At 73.5% G+C, this 16,120-nt stretch carries 16 protein-coding genes and 1 pseudogene; 13 read left to right on the top strand and 4 right to left on the bottom strand.

The genetic code is table 11. The features are described from left to right. Positions 1–109 precede the first annotated feature (109 nt). Complete coding sequence (locus ACZ6RC_RS25145) at positions 110–970, bottom strand: 3-hydroxybutyryl-CoA dehydrogenase (RefSeq protein WP_391144870.1); 861 nt, start codon at positions 968–970, stop codon at positions 110–112. Positions 971–1,184: 214 nt separating this feature from the next. Here ACZ6RC_RS25145 and ACZ6RC_RS25140 point away from each other — a divergent pair. Beyond that, positions 1,185–2,291: pseudogene (locus ACZ6RC_RS25140) on the top strand (glycoside hydrolase family 10-like protein); the annotation flags it as partial. Positions 2,292–2,383: 92 nt separating this feature from the next. Here ACZ6RC_RS25140 and ACZ6RC_RS25135 read toward each other — a convergent pair. Next, on the bottom strand, positions 2,384–2,575 hold the full coding sequence (locus ACZ6RC_RS25135) for a DUF1918 domain-containing protein (protein WP_453618187.1): 192 nt from the start codon (positions 2,573–2,575) through the stop codon (positions 2,384–2,386). A 158-nt stretch (positions 2,576–2,733) separates the two neighbouring features. Then, positions 2,734–3,762 carry a DMT family transporter gene (locus tag ACZ6RC_RS25130; RefSeq protein WP_469587132.1) on the bottom strand — a complete coding sequence of 343 codons (1,029 nt, stop codon included), beginning with the start codon at positions 3,760–3,762 and terminating at the stop codon, positions 2,734–2,736. On the opposite strand from ACZ6RC_RS25130, the gene ACZ6RC_RS25125 reads away from it, so the two are divergent. The 12 genes from ACZ6RC_RS25125 to ACZ6RC_RS25070 all read left to right on the top strand — a co-directional run bounded on the left by ACZ6RC_RS25125 (position 3,761) and on the right by ACZ6RC_RS25070 (position 15,389). Continuing rightward, positions 3,761–5,197 carry an aminotransferase-like domain-containing protein gene (locus ACZ6RC_RS25125; protein WP_453618184.1) on the top strand — a complete coding sequence of 479 codons (1,437 nt, stop codon included), beginning with the start codon at positions 3,761–3,763 and terminating at the stop codon, positions 5,195–5,197. The two genes, ACZ6RC_RS25130 and ACZ6RC_RS25125, sit on opposite strands and share 2 nt — an antisense overlap. A 190-nt stretch (positions 5,198–5,387) precedes the next feature. Next, entirely contained in the window at positions 5,388–5,840 is a 453-nt protein-coding gene (locus ACZ6RC_RS25120) for a GNAT family N-acetyltransferase (protein WP_391144881.1), read from the top strand. Between the two features lie 94 nt (positions 5,841–5,934). Further along, a complete protein-coding gene (locus ACZ6RC_RS25115; RefSeq protein WP_391144883.1) occupies positions 5,935–6,510 on the top strand; it encodes a histidine phosphatase family protein in 576 nt (191 codons plus the stop codon). Positions 6,511–6,585: 75 nt separating this feature from the next. After that, positions 6,586–7,275, top strand: coding sequence for a nucleoside deaminase (locus ACZ6RC_RS25110; protein ID WP_469587127.1), 690 nt, complete (start codon positions 6,586–6,588; stop codon positions 7,273–7,275). Between the two features lie 7 nt (positions 7,276–7,282). After that, positions 7,283–8,458 (top strand): methyltransferase, encoded by a 1,176-nt coding sequence (locus ACZ6RC_RS25105; protein ID WP_469587124.1) that lies wholly within the window; start codon positions 7,283–7,285, stop codon positions 8,456–8,458. Positions 8,459–8,684: 226 nt separating this feature from the next. Continuing rightward, complete coding sequence (locus ACZ6RC_RS25100) at positions 8,685–9,872, top strand: MFS transporter (RefSeq protein ID WP_453618177.1); 1,188 nt, start codon at positions 8,685–8,687, stop codon at positions 9,870–9,872. Positions 9,873–9,918: 46 nt separating this feature from the next. Further along, positions 9,919–10,443: an AAA family ATPase gene (locus ACZ6RC_RS25095; protein ID WP_469587120.1), complete on the top strand. Its 525-nt coding sequence runs from the start codon at positions 9,919–9,921 to the stop codon at positions 10,441–10,443. A 115-nt stretch (positions 10,444–10,558) separates the two neighbouring features. Beyond that, on the top strand, positions 10,559–11,587 hold the full coding sequence (argC, locus tag ACZ6RC_RS25090) for an N-acetyl-gamma-glutamyl-phosphate reductase (protein ID WP_469587117.1): 1,029 nt from the start codon (positions 10,559–10,561) through the stop codon (positions 11,585–11,587). Next, positions 11,584–12,750, top strand: coding sequence for a bifunctional glutamate N-acetyltransferase/amino-acid acetyltransferase ArgJ (argJ, locus tag ACZ6RC_RS25085; protein WP_469587114.1), 1,167 nt, complete (start codon positions 11,584–11,586; stop codon positions 12,748–12,750). Before argC ends, argJ begins: the two co-directional genes overlap by 4 nt. After that, the gene (argB, locus tag ACZ6RC_RS25080) at positions 12,747–13,649 is read left to right on the top strand and encodes an acetylglutamate kinase (protein ID WP_391144900.1); all 903 of its coding nucleotides are present in this window, start codon (positions 12,747–12,749) and stop codon (positions 13,647–13,649) included. The genes argJ and argB overlap by 4 nt, the downstream gene beginning before the upstream one ends. Further along, entirely contained in the window at positions 13,646–14,845 is a 1,200-nt protein-coding gene (locus ACZ6RC_RS25075; protein WP_469587110.1) for an acetylornithine transaminase, read from the top strand. Before argB ends, ACZ6RC_RS25075 begins: the two co-directional genes overlap by 4 nt. Before the next feature lie 7 nt (positions 14,846–14,852). After that, a complete protein-coding gene (locus ACZ6RC_RS25070; RefSeq protein ID WP_391144903.1) occupies positions 14,853–15,389 on the top strand; it encodes an arginine repressor in 537 nt (178 codons plus the stop codon). Between the two features lie 24 nt (positions 15,390–15,413). Here the strand turns inward: ACZ6RC_RS25070 and ACZ6RC_RS25065 are convergent, their stop codons facing one another. Continuing rightward, complete coding sequence (locus ACZ6RC_RS25065; protein WP_469587106.1) at positions 15,414–16,103, bottom strand: L,D-transpeptidase family protein; 690 nt, start codon at positions 16,101–16,103, stop codon at positions 15,414–15,416. Between the last annotated feature and the right edge of the window lie 17 nt (positions 16,104–16,120).

The following is a 16,120-nucleotide window of genomic DNA, read 5'->3' as shown; positions in this document are numbered from 1 at the left end:
CGCGCGGGGACCCGGGACGGCCGAACGGCCCGTACCTGTGCGGTGTACGGGCCGTTCGGCCGAGCGCGGGCCAGGGGGTGCGGCGGGGCCGTTCGCGGGCCCCGGGGGCTCAGGGGTACGGGTAGAAGCCCGAACCGGTCTTGCGGCCGAGCCGGCCCGCGTCCACCATCCGCTGCAGCAGCGGGGGAGCGGCGTACAGCGGCTCCTTGAACTCCGCGTACATCGAGTCCGCGACCGAGGCGACGGTGTCCAGACCGATGAGGTCGGACAGCTTCAGCGGCCCCATCGGGTGGGCGCAGCCCAGCTCCATGCCGTTGTCGATGTCCTCACGGCTCGCGATCCCGGACTCGAACATCCGGATCGCCGAGAGGAGGTACGGGATCAGCAGCGCGTTCACCACGAAGCCCGAACGGTCCTGGGCGCGGATGGCGTGCTTGCCCAGCACCTTCTCCACCATCGCCTGGGCGCGGCTGATCGTGCCCTCGGAGGTGGTGAGGGCCGGGATCAGCTCGACGAGCTTCTGCACCGGGGCCGGGTTGAAGAAGTGGATGCCGATGACCTGGTCGGGCCGCGAGGTCGCCACGGCCAGCTTCACCAGGGGGATCGAGGAGGTGTTGGACGCCAGGATCGCGTCCTGCCGGGTCACCACCTGGTCGAGCACCTGGAAGATCTCGGTCTTGACCTGCTCGTTCTCGACCACGGCCTCGATGACGAGGTCCCGGTCGGCGAACTCGCCCAGGTCGGTGGTGAAGCTGAGCCGCGCCAGCGTGGCGTCGCGCTCCTCCTCGCTGATCTTGCCGCGTTCGGCGGCCTTGGCCAGCGAGTTGTAGAGCCGCGTGCGGCCGATCTCCAGCGCCTCGCCGGTGGTCTCGGCGACCATCACCTCGAGACCGCTGCGGGCACACACCTCCGCGATGCCCGCGCCCATCTGGCCGCAGCCCACCACTCCGACGCGCTCAATGTCGGCCATGGAGTCCGTCACCTCGTGCCTTTCGCTCTTCACTGGCGGCGGGCCCCGTGTGATTCCGGTGCGTCCGCCTCGACCCCACGACGTTACTCCGGTTGAGCGGATGATCGATCGTCCGGGGCGGGCATGCTCTGCCCGCGCACGTGTGACGTGTCCGACACCGGAGGGGTGACGTATGGGACGTAACGGGAGAAGAGGGTCAGCGGCGGGCCGGTCGGGGGAGTTCCGCGGCATGTGGATCGCCACGATCGCGAACCGCGACTGGCCCTCCCGGAGCGGCCTGAGCGCCGACCGGCAGCGGGCGGAGCTCCTCGCCCACCTCGACACGGCCGTCGAGCGGCGGCTGAACACCGTCGTGCTCCAGGTCCGGCCGAGCGCCGACGCGTTGTGGCCCTCGCCGCACGAGCCCTGGGCGCAGTGTCTGACGGGGGTCCAGGGCCGTGACCCGGGCTGGGACCCCCTCGGCACGGCCGTCGAGGAGGCCCACCGGCGCGGTCTGGAGCTGCACGCCTGGTTCAACCCGTACCGTGTGGCGCATCACACGGACCCGTCACGGCTGGCGGCCGGCCATCCGGCCCGGCGGCACCCCGACTGGGTGCTCCCCTACGGCGGGAAGCTGTTCTACGACCCCGGCCGCCCCGAGGTCCGCCGCTTCGTCCAGGACGCGATGCTGGACGCCGTGCGCCGCTACGCCGTCGACGCCGTGCACTGGGACGACTACTTCTACCCGTACCCGGTGGCGGGCGAGGAGTTCCCCGACGACCCGGCGTACGAAAGGTACGGCGGGGACTTCCCGGACAAGGCCGCCTGGCGGCGGAACAACATCGACCTGCTGGTCTCCGAGACTTCCGCGCGGATCAGGGAGACCAGGGAAGGCGTCGCCTTCGGGATCAGCCCCTTCGGGGTCTGGCGCAACGCCGCCACCGACCCGGAGGGCTCGGACACCCGCGGAGGCGTGCAGACGTACGACGACCTGCACGCCGACACTCGGAAGTGGATCAGGGAGGGCTGGATCGACCATGTGATCCCGCAGCTGTACTGGCACATCGGCCACGAGGCCGTCGACTACGCCAAGGCGCTCCCCTGGTGGGACGCGGTGGTGCGGGGCACCGGCGTCGGTCTCTACGTCGGGGAGGCGCTGTACAAGTGCGGTGCCTCAGGGCAGCCGTCCGCCTGGCAGGACCCGGGGGAGCTGTCCCGCCATCTGACGCTCGCCGGGCGGTACGCCGCCGTCGGCGGACACTGCTTCTTCTCGGCGAAGGAGGTCGCGGCGGACCCCCTCGGGGCGATGACCGCCGTGGTGCGCGACCACTACCCCGAGCGGGGCGCGTCCGCCGCGCCCGCGCCCTGAGCGCCGGCTGCGCATACCGACTCTGAACGCCGGCTCTGCACGCCGGCCCTGAATGCCGGAGGGTCTCAGCTCTTCTCGTCGTGACGTACGACGGAGTCGGGGCCCGGTGACATCAGGGCCTCGTGTCCGTCGTCGAATCGCACGCGGTACGGGGGAGTGCCGTTCTCCCCCAGTACCTCCGTGATCTCGGCCGTACGGTCGTGCTTGCCGACGGTCCGGCCGTGCACCAGCAGTGTGTCGCCCACGCTCGCCTGCATCGGAGGGCCTCCTCGCGGCCGTCTTCCGCGTTGTCCGGGTCCTGCGGGCCGTCCGCGTCTTCCGGGCGGCCCGGAGCCGCTCCACGGTGGAGCCTCTGTCCGCCATTGTGTCGCGCGGCACCCTCCGCTGTCCTGTCGGCCGCTTTCCGCCCGCCGGGTCACCCCTTCGCGCGCTGGGTCACCGCGATGCAGACCAGGACCGCTCCGGCGGCGAGAGGGGCGGCCGGGGCGAGCCGCTCGCCGAGCAGGGACACCGACCACACCAGGGTCAGCAGCGGCTGGGCGAGCTGCAGCTGGCTGGCCTTGGGGATGCCGATGGCGGCCATGCCCCGGTACCAGACGTACAGGCCGAAGAAGGTCGAACCGGCCGCCACCCACACCAGGCCGATGACGCCGTGGGCGGTCAGCCGCACCGGTTCGAGGGAGAGGGCCACGACCGAGCCGACCGCCATCAGCGGCAGGCAGAGGATCAAGGCCCAGCCGATGACCTGCCAGCCGGGCATGGTCCGGGCGAGCCGGCCGCCCTCGGTGTAGCCGGCGGCGCAGACGAGCAGCGCACCGAAGAGGTAGAGGTCTCCTGTGGAGAGGGCGCCGCCGCTCTGCTGGAGCGTGAAGGCGATGACGACGGCCGCTCCGGAGAGGGCCGCGATCCAGAACGTACGGGAGGGCCGGCGGCCGGTGCGGACGGCGGCGAACACGGCCGTGGTGAGCGGGAGCAGTCCCACGACCACCGCGGCGTGGGAGGTGGTCGAGGTCTGCAGGGCGAGCGAGGTGAGGAGCGGGAAGCCGACGACCACCCCGCCGGCGACGACGGCGAGGCCGGCCCAGTGGCGCCGCTCGGGCAGCGGTACCCGCCTCGCCAGCAGGAAGGCGCCCGCGATGAGCGCGGCGAGGGTGGAGCGCAGGGCGACCAGGGACCATGGGCCGAAGCTCTCCAGACCCCAGGCGGTGGAGGGGAAGGTCAGCGAGAAGGCGACCACGCCCAGCGCGGCGAGGAGCGTGCCACGGGGCCGCGGGGAGGCGTCGGCGGCGGGGCTCCCGGAGCGGGAGGCCGGGGCGGGGCCGGCGGCACGTCGCGCGGCGGGGGACCCGGCGGCGAGCCTCCCGGAGGCGGGATCGGCGGTGGCCTGCGGGGAGGTGCGAACCGCTATCCGTCCGGCGTCGGTAGCGCTATTCTGTGCTCTCATGCATGAGCGTAGCAGTGTGGGTGACCTGGCGAACTCCCTGAGGGCCGAGCTGAACCGCTACTCACCCGGCGGAAAGCTGCCGTCGAGTCGGGCGCTGGTGGAGCGCTACCGCGTCTCGCCGGTGACCGTCACCCGCGCCCTCGCCCAGCTCGCCGCCGAAGGCCTGGTCGTCACCCGCCCGGGAGCCGGCGCCTTCCGCGCGGAGCCCCGCCCACCGGCCCCCGTCACCGGCGACACCTCCTGGCAGGAGGTCACGCTCAGCGCGGACACCGCCACCGAGCTCGTGCCCCGCGCCGTCGACGCCTCGGGCGTGCTGGTCACCCTCTCCCCGCCGCCCCCGGGGGTCGTCGAGTTCAACGGCGGATACCTCCACCCCTCGCTCCAGCCGGAGCGGGCCATGGCCGCCGCCCTGGCCCGCGCGGGCCGGCGGCCCGGCGCCTGGGGCCGGCCGCCCACCGACGGCCTGCCCGAGCTCCGCCAGTGGTTCGCCCGCGAGATCGGCGGCACCGTCACCGCGGCCGAGGTCCTCGTCACCGCCGGCGGCCAGTCCGCGATCACCACCGCCCTGCGGGCCCTCGCCCCGCCCGGCAGCCCCGTCCTCGTCGAGTCGCCCACCTACCCGGGCATGCTCGCGGTCGCCCGCGCCTCCGGCCTGCGGCCCGTCCCGGTCCCCGCCGACGCCGACGGCGTCCGCCCCGAACTGCTCGAAGCCGCCTTCCGGGCCACCGGAGCCCGGGTCCTCGTCTGCCAGCCGCTCTTCCAGAACCCCACCGGCGCCGTCCTGCGGGGCGAACGGCGCGGCGAGGTCGTCCGGATCGCGCGCGCGGCCGGAGCCTTCGTCATCGAGGACGACTTCGCCCGCCGGCTCGTCCACGAGGACGCCGGCCCGCTGCCCGCGCCGCTGGCCGCCGAGGACCCCGACGGCGTCGTCGTCCACGTCTGCTCGCTCACCAAGGCCACCTCCCCGAGCCTGCGCGTGGGCGCCCTGGCCGCGCGCGGCCCCGTCCTGGAACGGCTCCGCGCCATCCAGGTCGTCGACAGCTTCTTCGTCCCCCGCCCCCTCCAGGAAGCCGCCCTCGAACTCGTCGGCTCGCCCGCCTGGAACCGTCATCTGCGCGCGGTGTCCCAGGAGTTGAAGAGCCGCCGCGACACGATGACCGCCGCCGTCGTCCGCCACCTCCCCGAACTGGCCCTGCCCCACGTCCCCGCCGGCGGGTACCACCTCTGGCTCCGCCTCCCCGGCGGCCTCTCCGAACCCGCCCTGCACGCGGCCGCCCTGCGCACCGGCGTGGCCGTGGCGCCCGGCCGCCCCTACTTCTGCGCCGAACCGCCCGCAGGGCACCTCCGGCTCAGCTTCGCGGGCGTGGCCGGCCCCACCGAGATCGCGGAGGGGGTACGGCGGCTGCGGGCCGCCGTCGACGAACTCACCGCGTGACGAGGACACGCCCCGCCACGCCCACGCGGCCCGGTGACGCCCCCTCGCCCGCCACGCCCACGCGGCCCGGTGGCGTCCCTCTCGCCCCGTGGCGTCACCGCCCCGTGCCGCCCCGCGACCACAGGCCCCGACCGGGGGGCCGCCGGAAAGGCGAATGACAACCCTCCGCGCCGTCTGGAAGCCTTCCCGCATGACCGATCCCGCCACTGCGCCGCCCACCCTCACGCACGGTGCCTACGAGATATCCACCGACCCCGCCCGGCTCGACGCCGAACGGATCCACCACTGGCTCTCCACCGACACCTACTGGGCCCAGGGCCGCCCCCGCGACACCCAGGACCGGGCCATCGCCGGTTCGCTCAACTTCGCCGCCTATCACCGCGAGACCGGCGAGATCGCCGCCTACGCCCGGATCGTCACCGACCACACCACCTTCGCCTGGCTCTGCGACGTCTACGTCGACCGGCCCGCCCGTGGCACCGGCCTCGGCACCGCTCTGGTCACCGCCGTCCGCGACCACCTGGCGCCGCTCGGCCTGCGCCGCATCATGCTGGCGACCGCGGACGCGCACGGTGTGTACAGGAAGGTCGGTTTCGAGCCGCTGCAGGAACCGGACATGTGGATGGCTCTCGGTCTCAACTGACCCTCCCGCGTCCCTTCCGCCCCGATCGGCGCGCCCCGCACGCGGCGCATATGACCCCTTGACCTGCCAGGCGTACGGCCTCACGATCGCGGCCATGGGTCTACGGGTCACGCTCGTCGCAGCGGCGCGCAGCTCCTCCCTGCTCGCCGAACGGTTCGACGACGACCGGCCGCTCGACGAGGCCGGCTGGTACGAGGTACAGCTCGCCGCGCACGCGCTGATCCCCCTGGGCGCGGCAGAGCTCCGCTACTGCTCGCCGACGCCCCGCAGCCGGGCCACCGGCACGGCCCTCGGCTACGCCCCGCTCGCCCAGCCCGCCCTGCGCGACTGCGACATGGGCCGCTGGCGGGGACTGACCCTCGCCGAGGTCGCCGCCCTCGAACCGGCCGCCGTCGGCGCCTGGCTCGCCGACCCGCGTACGGCTCCGCACGGCGGCGAGACGCTCCTGGACTTCATCTCCCGGGTGGGAGGCTGGCTCGACACCCGCCCGGCCGACGACGGCGCCATCGTGGCGGTCGCCGAACCCGCCGTCGTACGGGCTGCTCTGGTGTACGCCCTGAAGGCCCCGCCGGCGACGTACTGGAACGTCGACGTCCGCCCCCTCTCGACGGTCACCCTGACCGGCCGCCCCGGCCTCTGGCACCTCCACCTCCAGGCGGCCGTGGGGTAGCGCCCGCCCCTCCGCCGTCCGCCCCTCCACCGCCTGCTCTCCCCGCCGTCTCAGGGCTCTCCCTAGGATGCGGGCATGTCCGAGACGCACGACCCGGCCGCCGCCTCCCCAGCCGTACCGGCCCCGGCGTTCGCCGTCGCCTGGGAGGCCCTTCCGGCGGCGCCCCGGCGCGCCCTCGCCCTCGCCCACCGCGCCCTGCGCTCCGGGGGCCTGGCCGTGGGATCGGTCCTCACCGACGCCGACGGCGCGATCGTCGCCGAGGGCCGGAACAGGGCGTACGACCCGGGCGGCGAGGGCCCGGACACCCTGCTCGGCACCCCGCTCGCCCACGCCGAGATGAACGCCCTGGCCCAGGCACGTACGGGCTGGGACCTGGACACCCACACCCTCTGGTCCACGCAGGAGCCGTGCTCCATGTGCGCGGCCGCGGCCGAGTTCACCGGCGTGGGAACCGTCCGCTTCCTGGCCGCCGATCCCTGGGCCACCGCCACCGGCCGGCCCTCCCCGTCCACCCGCGCCCGCCTCTCGGCCGAGCCCGTCTGGCAGGCCGCCGCCACCCTCCTCTTCCTCCGCAGCGTCGTCCTGGCCGCCGGAAGCGGGGCCGCCACCGTGCGCCGCATGGCGGAACTGGCGCCCGAGGTCACGGCGCTCGCCACCGACCCCTGCTTCCCCGACGCCCCCACCCCGGAGCGCCTCCTGGCCGCCCTGTGGGGCGGGCTGGTCGCGGCCTCCGGCGGGGAGCCGTCCCCTGACCGGCTAGCCTGAGAACACGATGAACCGTTTGACCACGTCATGGGGCACGTTCCCGCTCACCCGCTTTCCCGAGGACCCGCGCGACCCCCTCCGCGCCTGGGACGCCTCCGACGAATACCTGCTGCGGCACCTGGCCGAGACGGACGTCGACCTGTCCGGCACGGTCGCGGTCGTCGGCGACCGCTGGGGCGCCCTCGCCACCGCGCTCGCCGCCCGACGCCCCGGCCGGCTCGTCCAGGTCGGCGACTCCTACCTCGGCCGCCGGGCGACCGCCGAGAACCTGGCCCGCGCGGGCGTCGACCCGGACGCGGTACGGCTGCTCACCACCCAGGAACCGCCGCCCGCCCGCGTCGACGTGCTGATCGTCCGGGTCCCCAAGAGCCTCGCGCTCCTGGAGGACCAGCTGCACCGACTGGCGCCCGCCGTGCACGAAGGGACCGTGGTCCTCGGAACCGGCATGGTGAAGGAGATCCACACCTCCACGCTCCGGCTCTTCGAGACCATCCTCGGCCCCACGCGCACCTCGCTCGCCGCGAAGAAGGCCCGGCTGATCTTCTGCACCCCGGACCCCGGCCTGGACCGGGGCGCCAACCCCTGGCCGTACCGCTACGCACTCCCCGCCGACGCCCCGGCCGCCGCCGGCCGGACCCTCGTCAACCAGGCCGGCGTATTCTGCGCCGACCGTCTCGACATCGGCACCCGCTTCTTCCTCCGGCACCTGCCCGGGAACCTCGGCAGCGCCCGGGTCGTGGACCTCGGCTGCGGGAACGGCGTCGTCGGCCTCGCCGTCGCACTCGCCGAACCCGAGGCGGAACTCGTCTTCACCGACGAGTCGTACCAGGCCGTCGCCTCGGCCGAGGAGAACTTCCGCACCCACCTCGGGGCCGACCGCACCGCCACGTTCGCGGTCGGCGACGGGACGGCGGACCTCGCGGACGAGTCCGTGGACCTCGTCCTCGCCAACCCGCCGTTCCACAGCCACCAGGCCACCACCGACCGCACCGCGCGCCGGATGTTCACCGACGCGCGGCGGGTGCTGCGCCCGGGCGGCGAGCTGTGGGTCGTGGGCAACCGGCACCTCGGCTACCACGTGACCCTGCGCCGCATCTTCGGCTCCTGCGAACTGGTCGCCGGAGAACCGAAGTTCGTGGTGCTGCGGGCCGTGAAGGGCGCCGGGCGGCCGACCCGCGACTGAGACCGCGCCCGGCCCGCCCCAGCCTCGCCAGCCGCCGACCGCCGCCCCGGCCCCCCGACCGCCGCTTGACGCCGGCGCCACCAGGTCTGGTACTCCTCGCGCCACAGGTCCTCGTCCCGCGTCGGGGAGCAGCAGCCCGCCGGAGAGCACCCCGGCCGGTCGGCCCGGCCCCCCGATGGGACGCCACGCGCGGCGGGCCGCGGCGAGCGGGGTTAACGTCGGCGGCATGGACGCTGATCGCCGAGGCAGGCTCCGGTGCGCCCTCGGCGGGGCGGTGTTCGCCGTGTGCATGGCCGGCACCACGCTGCCGACCCCCCTCTACGGCCTCTACCAGGAGAAGTTCGGCTTCTCCGAGCTGATCGTGACCGTCGTCTACGCCGTGTACGCCTTCGGGGTCATCGGCGTCCTCCTCCTGGCGGGCAACGCGTCGGACACGGTCGGCAGGCGGCCGGTCCTGCTGTGGGGGCTGGGCTTCTCGGCGCTCAGCGCGGTCTGCTTCCTGTGCGCCACCGGCCTCGGCTGGCTGTACGTCGGACGCCTGCTGTCGGGTCTCTCCGCCGGCCTGTTCACCGGCGCCGCCACCGCGTACGTGATGGAACTGGCCCCCAAGGGCGATACCTCCCGCGCCACCTTCGTCGCGACGGCCGCCAACATGGGCGGCCTCGGCTGCGGGCCCCTCCTCGCCGGTGTGCTGGCGCAGTACGCCCCCTGGCCGCTCTATCTGCCCTTCGCCGTGCACCTCGCCCTGGTCGCGGTCTCGGCCGTGGTCCTGCTCCGGCTGCCGGAGACCGTACGAGAGCGGCGGCCGGCGCGCACCGTCCGGCCGCAGCGGCCCAGCCTTCCCCCGCAGGTCCGGGCGGTCTTCGCGCCCGCCGCGACCGCCGCGTTCGTCGGCTTCGCGCTCTTCGGCGTCTTCACCTCGGTCAGCCCGGCGTTCCTCGCCCAATCCCTGGACGTGCACGACCACGCCGTCAGCGGACTGGTCGTCGCCCTCGCCTTCTTCGCCTCGACCGCCGGACAGCTGCTGGTCGGCCGGACGGGAACCCACGCCCTGCCCCTGGGCTGCGCGGCGCTCCTCGCCGGCCTCGCCCTCCTCGCGGGCGCGCTGCGGTGGGAGCTCTTCCCTCTCGTGGTCCTGAGCGCGCTCGTCGGCGGCACCGGCCAGGGACTGGCCTTCCGCGGGGCCCTCGCCGCGGTCGCCGGGGCGTCGCCGCCGGACCGGAGGGCGGCGGTGATCTCCACCCTCTTCGTCGTGGCGTACGCGGGCATCTCGGTCCCGGTGATCGGCGTCGGCCTCCTGGCGGACCCGATCGGCCTGGAGGGCGCCGGCCTGGTCTTCATCGCGTGCATGGCCGTCCTGGTCTCCGCCGCCGCGGTCTATCTCCTGCGGCGACCGGTACGGAGCGGCGCATGAGACGGCGGGCGGGAACCGGCCGTCGAAACGTCCTAGCCTCGGTCCCATGATCGTATGGCTCAACGGAACCCACGGCGCCGGAAAGACGACGACCGCCGCACTCGTGCAGCGGTCGCTCCCCGACTCACGCGTGTTCGACGCCGAGAAGGTCGGCGAGACGCTCATGGACATCACCCCGGGGCTGCCCGCGACGGAGAACTTCCAGCACTGGCCGCCGTGGCGGCCCCTCGTCGTGGAGACCGCGCGCCGCGTCCTCGACTACACCGGCGGCACGCTGGTGATGCCGATGACCGTTCTGGTCGAGCCGTACTGGCGCGAGATCAGCGCGGGTCTCGCCCACCACTCCATTCCCGTACGGCACTTCGTCCTCCACGCCGATCAGGACACCCTGCGCCGGCGCATCGCGGGCGACACCGTCACCGGCCCCGACTCCCCGTTCCGACTCCAGTACCTCGAGCCCTACGCCGAGGCGGCCCGCACCTGGCTGCACGGCGAGGCCGAGGTCGTCGACACCACGCACCTCACGCCCCAGCAGGCCGCCCGGCGGATCGTCGAGGCCGTCCAGGGCTGAGGCCCCGGCCCCGCCCCCAGGGGCCGGGCGACACCTGGTGACCCCGGCCCGTGGCCGAGCTTTGCATAAAACTGCGGGTCTGCGTATAGTCATGCCATCAAGGAGGAGAGTTTCGATGACGGTACGAGCAGCAGTGGCAGGCGCGAGCGGATACGCGGGCGGAGAGCTCCTGCGTCTCCTCCTCGCCCACCCCCACGTCGAGATCGGCACCCTGACCGGGCACTCCAACGCCGGTCAGCGGCTCGGTGGGCTGCAGCCGCACCTCCTGCCGCTCGCCGACCGGGTGCTCGCGCCGACCACCGCCGACTCGCTCGTCGGGCACGACGTCGTCTTCCTCGCGCTCCCGCACGGGCAGTCCGCCGCCGTCGCCGAGCAGCTCGGGCCGGACACCCTCGTCGTCGACATGGGCGCCGACTTCCGGCTCGGTGACGCCGCCGACTGGGAGAAGTTCTACGGATCCCCGCACGCCGGGACCTGGCCGTACGGCCTTCCCGAACTGCCCGGCGCCCGTGCCGCGCTGGAGGGATCCAAGCGCATCGCGGTGCCCGGTTGCTACCCCACCGCCGTCTCCCTCGCGCTCTTCCCCGCCTACGGGGACGGGCTCGCCGAGCCCGACGCCGTGATCGTCGCCGCCACCGGCACCTCCGGCGCCGGCAAGGCCCTCAAGCCCCACCTGCTCGGCAGCGAGGTCATGGGCTCGATGTCCCCGTACGGCGTCGGCGGCGGACACCGCCACACCCCCGAGATGATCCAGAACCTCAGCGCGGTCGCCGGCGAGCGGGTCGGGGTGTCCTTCACCCCCACCCTCGCCCCGATGTCCCGCGGCATCCTCGCCACCTGCTCGGCGAAGGCGAAGCCGGGCGTGACCGCCGAGGCCGTGCGCGCCGCGTACGCCAAGGCGTACGCGGACGAGCTCTTCGTCCACCTGCTCCCCGAGGGCCAGTGGCCTGCCACGGCGTCCGTCCACGGTTCCAACGCCGTTCAGGTCCAGGTCGCCTTCGACGAGGCCGCACACCGGATCATCGCGATCAGCGCCATCGACAATCTCGCCAAGGGCACCGCCGGCGGCGCGGTGCAGAGCATGAACATCGCCCTCGGGCTTCCCGAGGACACCGGACTTTCCACGATTGGAGTCGCTCCGTGAGCGTCACCGCAGCGAAGGGATTCACGGCGGCGGGCATCGCCGCCGGGATCAAGGAGAACGGCAACCCGGACCTGGCCCTCGTGGTCAACACCGGGCCCCGCCGCGCCGCCGCGGGAGTCTTCACCTCCAACCGTGTGAAGGCCGCGCCCGTCCTGTGGTCCCAGCAGGTGCTGGCCGACGGCGAGCTGACCGCCGTCGTGCTCAACTCCGGCGGTGCCAACGCCTGTACGGGCCCCCAGGGCTTCCAGGACACCCACGCGACCGCCGAGAAGGTCGCCGAGGTCCTGACCGCGGCCGGCGCGGAGACCGGCGCCGGTGAGGTCGCCGTCGCCTCCACGGGACTCATCGGACTCCTGCTCCCCATGGACAAGGTCCTCGCCGGCGTCGAGAAGGTCGCGAAGGAGCTCTCCGCGCACGGCGGCGAGAAGGCGGCCATCGCCATCAAGACCACCGACACCGTCCACAAGACGTCCGTCGTGACGAAGGACGGCTGGACGGTCGGCGGGATGGCCAAGGGCGCCGGCATGCTCGCCCCGGGCCTCGCCACCATGCTCGTCGTCCTCACCACCGACGCCGACGTCCCGTCCAAGGACCTCGACACGGCCCTGCGCCACTCCACCCGGCTGACCTTCGACCGGGTCGACTCCGACGGCTGCATGTCCACCAACGACACCGTCCTCCTCCTCGCCTCCGGCGCCTCGGGGATCACCCCCGCGCAGGAGGAGTTCGCCGACGCCGTGCGGTCCGTCTGCGACGACCTCGCCCGCCAGCTCATCGGCGACGCCGAGGGCGCCAGCAAGGACATCCGTATTGAGGTGGTCAACGCGGCGACCGAGGACGACGCCGTCGAGGTGGGCCGCTCCATCGCCCGCAACAACCTCCTCAAGTGCGCCATCCACGGCGAGGACCCCAACTGGGGCCGGGTCCTCTCCGCCATCGGCACGACCCGGGCGGCCTTCGACCCCGACCGGCTCGACGTGGCGATCAACGGCGTCTGGGTCTGCAGGAACGGCTCGGTCGGCGAGGACCGCGACCTCGTCGACATGCGCTACCGCGAGGTCACCATCACGGCCGACCTCGCCGCCGGCTCCGAGTCCGCCGTGATCTGGGCCAACGACCTGACCGCCGACTACGTCCACGAGAACAGCGCGTACTCCTCATGACCGGTACCCGGAAGCACACCGCCCTGCCCAAGGCGCAGATCCTCATCGAGGCGCTGCCCTGGCTGACCCGCCACAACGGCAAGACGGTCGTCATCAAGTTCGGCGGCAACGCCATGATCGACGACGATCTGAAGGCGGCCTTCGCCCAGGACGTCGTCTTCCTGCGTCACGCCGGCCTCAAGCCCGTCGTCGTGCACGGCGGCGGCCCGCAGATCAGCGCCGCGCTCGACCGGGCGGGCCTGGTCAGCGAGTTCAAGGCCGGTCTGCGGGTCACCACCCCCGAGGCGATGGACGTCGTACGGATGGTCCTCGCCGGCCAGGTGCAGCGCGAGCTGGTCGGGCTGCTCAACCAGCACGGGCCGTTCGCCGTCGGGATGACCGGCGAGGACGCGCACACCCTCACGGCCACCCGGCACATGCCGGTCATCGCCGGCGAGCAGATCGACATCGGCCGGGTCGGTGAGATCACCGCCATCGAGACCGGCGCCATCAAGGCGCTCCTGGAGGACGGCCGGATCCCGGTCATCTCCTCCATCGCCCGTTCCCAGGACGACGGACATGTCTACAACGTCAATGCTGATACGGCGGCTGCGGCTCTCGCTGCGTCGCTTGGCGCCGAAACCCTGATGGTCCTCACCGACGTCGAGGGTCTCTACGAGGACTGGCCGAACAGTGACGAGGTCATCAGCCGGCTCACCGCGAGCCAGCTGGAGAAACTGCTGCCGGAGCTGTCCAGCGGCATGGTCCCCAAGATGCGGGGCTGTCTCCACGCGGTGCGCAACGGGGTCACGACGGCGCGCGTGATCGACGGCCGGGTCCAGCACTCGATCCTGCTGGAGATCTTCACCGACGAGGGCATCGGCACCATGGTCGTGCCGGACGGACAGGGGGAGTCATGACCAACACGGAGCTGACCCGGCGGTGGCGGGGTGCGCTGATGGACAACTACGGCACGCCGAAGCTGTCCCTGGTCCACGGCGAGGGCGCCAAGGTTTGGGACGCCGACGGCAAGGAGTACCTCGACCTCGTCGGCGGCATCGCCGTCAACGCGCTCGGCCACGCCCACCCGGCGGTCGTCGAGGCCGTGTCGCGCCAGATCGCCTCCCTCGGCCACGTCTCCAACCTCTTCGTCGCCGAACCGCCCGTCGCCCTCGCCGAGCGGCTGCTCCAGCTCTTCGGCCGCCCGGGCCGGGTCTTCTTCTGCAACTCCGGGGCCGAGGCCAACGAAGCCGCCTTCAAGATCGGCCGGCTGACCGGCCGGAGCCACATGGTCGCCACCACGGGCGGCTTCCACGGCCGGACGATGGGCGCGCTCGCCCTCACCGGCCAGCCCGGGAAGCAGACGCCGTTCCTGCCGCTGCCCGGCGACGTCACCCACGTCCCGTACGGGGACGTGGAGGCGCTGCGGGCCGCGGTGACCGAGGAGACGGCGTTCGTGATCATCGAGCCGATCCAGGGCGAGATCGGTGTCGTCGTCCCGCCCGTGGGCTATCTGAGGGCCGCCCGCGAGATCACCCGCGCTACCGGCACCCTGCTCGTCCTGGACGAGGTCCAGACGGGCGTCGGCCGGTGCGGCAGCTGGTTCGCGTACCAGGCGCACGAAGGGGTCGACCCGGACGTGGTGACCCTGGCCAAGGGCCTCGGCGGCGGGCTGCCGCTCGGTGCGACCGTCGCCTTCGGCGAGGCGGCGGAGCTGTTCGGGCCCGGCCATCACGGGACCACCTTCGGGGGCAACCCGGTCGCCTGCGCCGCCGGACTCGCCGTCCTGGACACCCTCGCAGGCGAGGGGATCCTCGACGAGGTCAAGCGGCTCGGCGAGAAGCTCCGCGACGGAATCGAGGGCCTGCACCACCCGCTGGTCTCCCACGTCCGCGGCGCGGGCCTCCTGCTGGGTATCGTGCTCACCGAGTCCCTCGCGCCCCAGGTGCAGCAGGCGGCTCAGGACGCAGGCCTTCTGGTGAACGCGCCCGCCCCCGATGTCGTACGGCTCATGCCGGCACTGATCATCACGGACGCGGAGGTGGACGCCTTCCTGGAGGCATTGCCGGGCGTCCTCGACGGAGCGGTGAACGGGCAAGGACGAACCGGAGAATGAGACGACGATGACCGACGCGCAGGAAACCGAGCACGGAGGGCCGTCCGTTCCGCAGACCCGTACCGCACGCCACCGCAGGATCGTCGACATCCTCAACCGGCAGCCGGTGCGCTCGCAGAGCCAGCTGGCCAAGCTCCTCGCGGACGACGGGCTGAGCGTCACCCAGGCGACGCTCTCCCGCGACCTCGACGAACTCGGCGCGGTGAAGATCCGCAACACGGGCGGCGAGCTGATCTACGCGGTGCCCAGCGAGGGCGGTTTCCGCACCCCGCAGGCGCCGCTCGGCGAGTCCGCCAAGGAGGAGCGCATGCGGCGCCTCTCCGGCGAGCTGCTGATCTCCGCGGAGGCCTCCGCCAACCTCGTGGTGCTGCGGACCCCGCCGGGGGCCGCCCAGTTCCTCGCCTCCGCCATCGACCAGGCCGAACTGCACGCCATCCTCGGCACGATCGCGGGCGACGACACCCTGCTCCTGATCTCGCGCGACCCGGTGGGCGGCCAGGCCCTCGCCGACCACCTGCTGCGGCTGGCGCAGAAGGAGAGCTGACGCGGGCCCGGCGGCGGCCGCCCGTCAGTACCGGGTGATCGCCGTCCGGCCGCCGTGGGTTCCGATCGCGATGTGCGGGCGCCGCGCCGGATCGGCCCAGGCCAGGATCCGGCGCATCGCGTCGGCCGGTACGGACACGCAACCGGCCGTCGCGCCCCGCCCGTTGACATGGAGGAAGATCCCGGCGCCCCGCCCGCGCACGGGACGGCGGTAGTTGAAGCCGATGACCAGGGCGTGCGCGTACCGGGAGCCGTACGAGACGAGGTGCTCGGCCTCGGCGGCCCGGCAGTCCGGGGGCAGCCCTTCCACCCACCGGTTGTACGCCCGGGAGTCGTTGTCCTGGCACCACCAGGACCGCTCGGTGACGGGGGCGAAACGGTAGACGGTCCCGTGCGGCGGCGCTTCGTTGCCGAAGGCGTACGGCAGGTCGTACAGCCCCGTCGGTGTCGTGTTCGTCCCCTGCCGGCGCCCGGCCCCCTCGACCAGCCCGTTGGCACCGAACCGGGCGCTCGCGGAGCCCGCCCGCACCCACCGGCCGCCGCGCCGGTCCCACCAGGTGACGGTCCCGGTGGTGGACGCGGCGGCGGGGGCCTCGGCCGTGATCAGCTGCGAGCCGCCGCCCGTGTCGGCCATCCGCTCGGGCAGTGACACGGCCCCGGCGGCGGGGGCGGTCAGCGAGAGCACGGCCGCGCCGACGGCGAGAAGGGTGCGCATGGCGCGACGCTAGGCGC

This window comes from Streptomyces sp. NPDC048353 (assembly GCF_055587165.1).
Note: the sequence above shows the minus strand (reverse complement) of the source record. Positions and strands in the feature narration are given on the sequence as shown.

What these genes read in the sequence shown, in the direction of transcription:
- argB (WP_391144900.1), top strand. Translation starts at nt 12,747, where the DNA reads ATGACCGGTACCCGGAAGCACACCGCCCTGCCCAAGGCGCAGATCCTC.
- ACZ6RC_RS25115 (WP_391144883.1), top strand. Translation starts at nt 5,935, where the DNA reads ATGGGTCTACGGGTCACGCTCGTCGCAGCGGCGCGCAGCTCCTCCCTG.
- ACZ6RC_RS25100 (WP_453618177.1), top strand. Translation starts at nt 8,685, where the DNA reads ATGGACGCTGATCGCCGAGGCAGGCTCCGGTGCGCCCTCGGCGGGGCG.
- ACZ6RC_RS25125 (WP_453618184.1), top strand. Translation starts at nt 3,761, where the DNA reads ATGCATGAGCGTAGCAGTGTGGGTGACCTGGCGAACTCCCTGAGGGCC.
- ACZ6RC_RS25130 (WP_469587132.1), bottom strand. Translation starts at nt 3,762, where the DNA reads ATGAGAGCACAGAATAGCGCTACCGACGCCGGACGGATAGCGGTTCGC.
- ACZ6RC_RS25110 (WP_469587127.1), top strand. Translation starts at nt 6,586, where the DNA reads ATGTCCGAGACGCACGACCCGGCCGCCGCCTCCCCAGCCGTACCGGCC.
- ACZ6RC_RS25075 (WP_469587110.1), top strand. Translation starts at nt 13,646, where the DNA reads ATGACCAACACGGAGCTGACCCGGCGGTGGCGGGGTGCGCTGATGGAC.
- ACZ6RC_RS25105 (WP_469587124.1), top strand. Translation starts at nt 7,283, where the DNA reads ATGAACCGTTTGACCACGTCATGGGGCACGTTCCCGCTCACCCGCTTT.
- ACZ6RC_RS25070 (WP_391144903.1), top strand. Translation starts at nt 14,853, where the DNA reads ATGACCGACGCGCAGGAAACCGAGCACGGAGGGCCGTCCGTTCCGCAG.
- ACZ6RC_RS25120 (WP_391144881.1), top strand. Translation starts at nt 5,388, where the DNA reads ATGACCGATCCCGCCACTGCGCCGCCCACCCTCACGCACGGTGCCTAC.
- ACZ6RC_RS25135 (WP_453618187.1), bottom strand. Translation starts at nt 2,575, where the DNA reads ATGCAGGCGAGCGTGGGCGACACACTGCTGGTGCACGGCCGGACCGTC.
- ACZ6RC_RS25095 (WP_469587120.1), top strand. Translation starts at nt 9,919, where the DNA reads ATGATCGTATGGCTCAACGGAACCCACGGCGCCGGAAAGACGACGACC.
- argC (WP_469587117.1), top strand. Translation starts at nt 10,559, where the DNA reads ATGACGGTACGAGCAGCAGTGGCAGGCGCGAGCGGATACGCGGGCGGA.
- ACZ6RC_RS25145 (WP_391144870.1), bottom strand. Translation starts at nt 970, where the DNA reads ATGGCCGACATTGAGCGCGTCGGAGTGGTGGGCTGCGGCCAGATGGGC.
- ACZ6RC_RS25065 (WP_469587106.1), bottom strand. Translation starts at nt 16,103, where the DNA reads ATGCGCACCCTTCTCGCCGTCGGCGCGGCCGTGCTCTCGCTGACCGCC.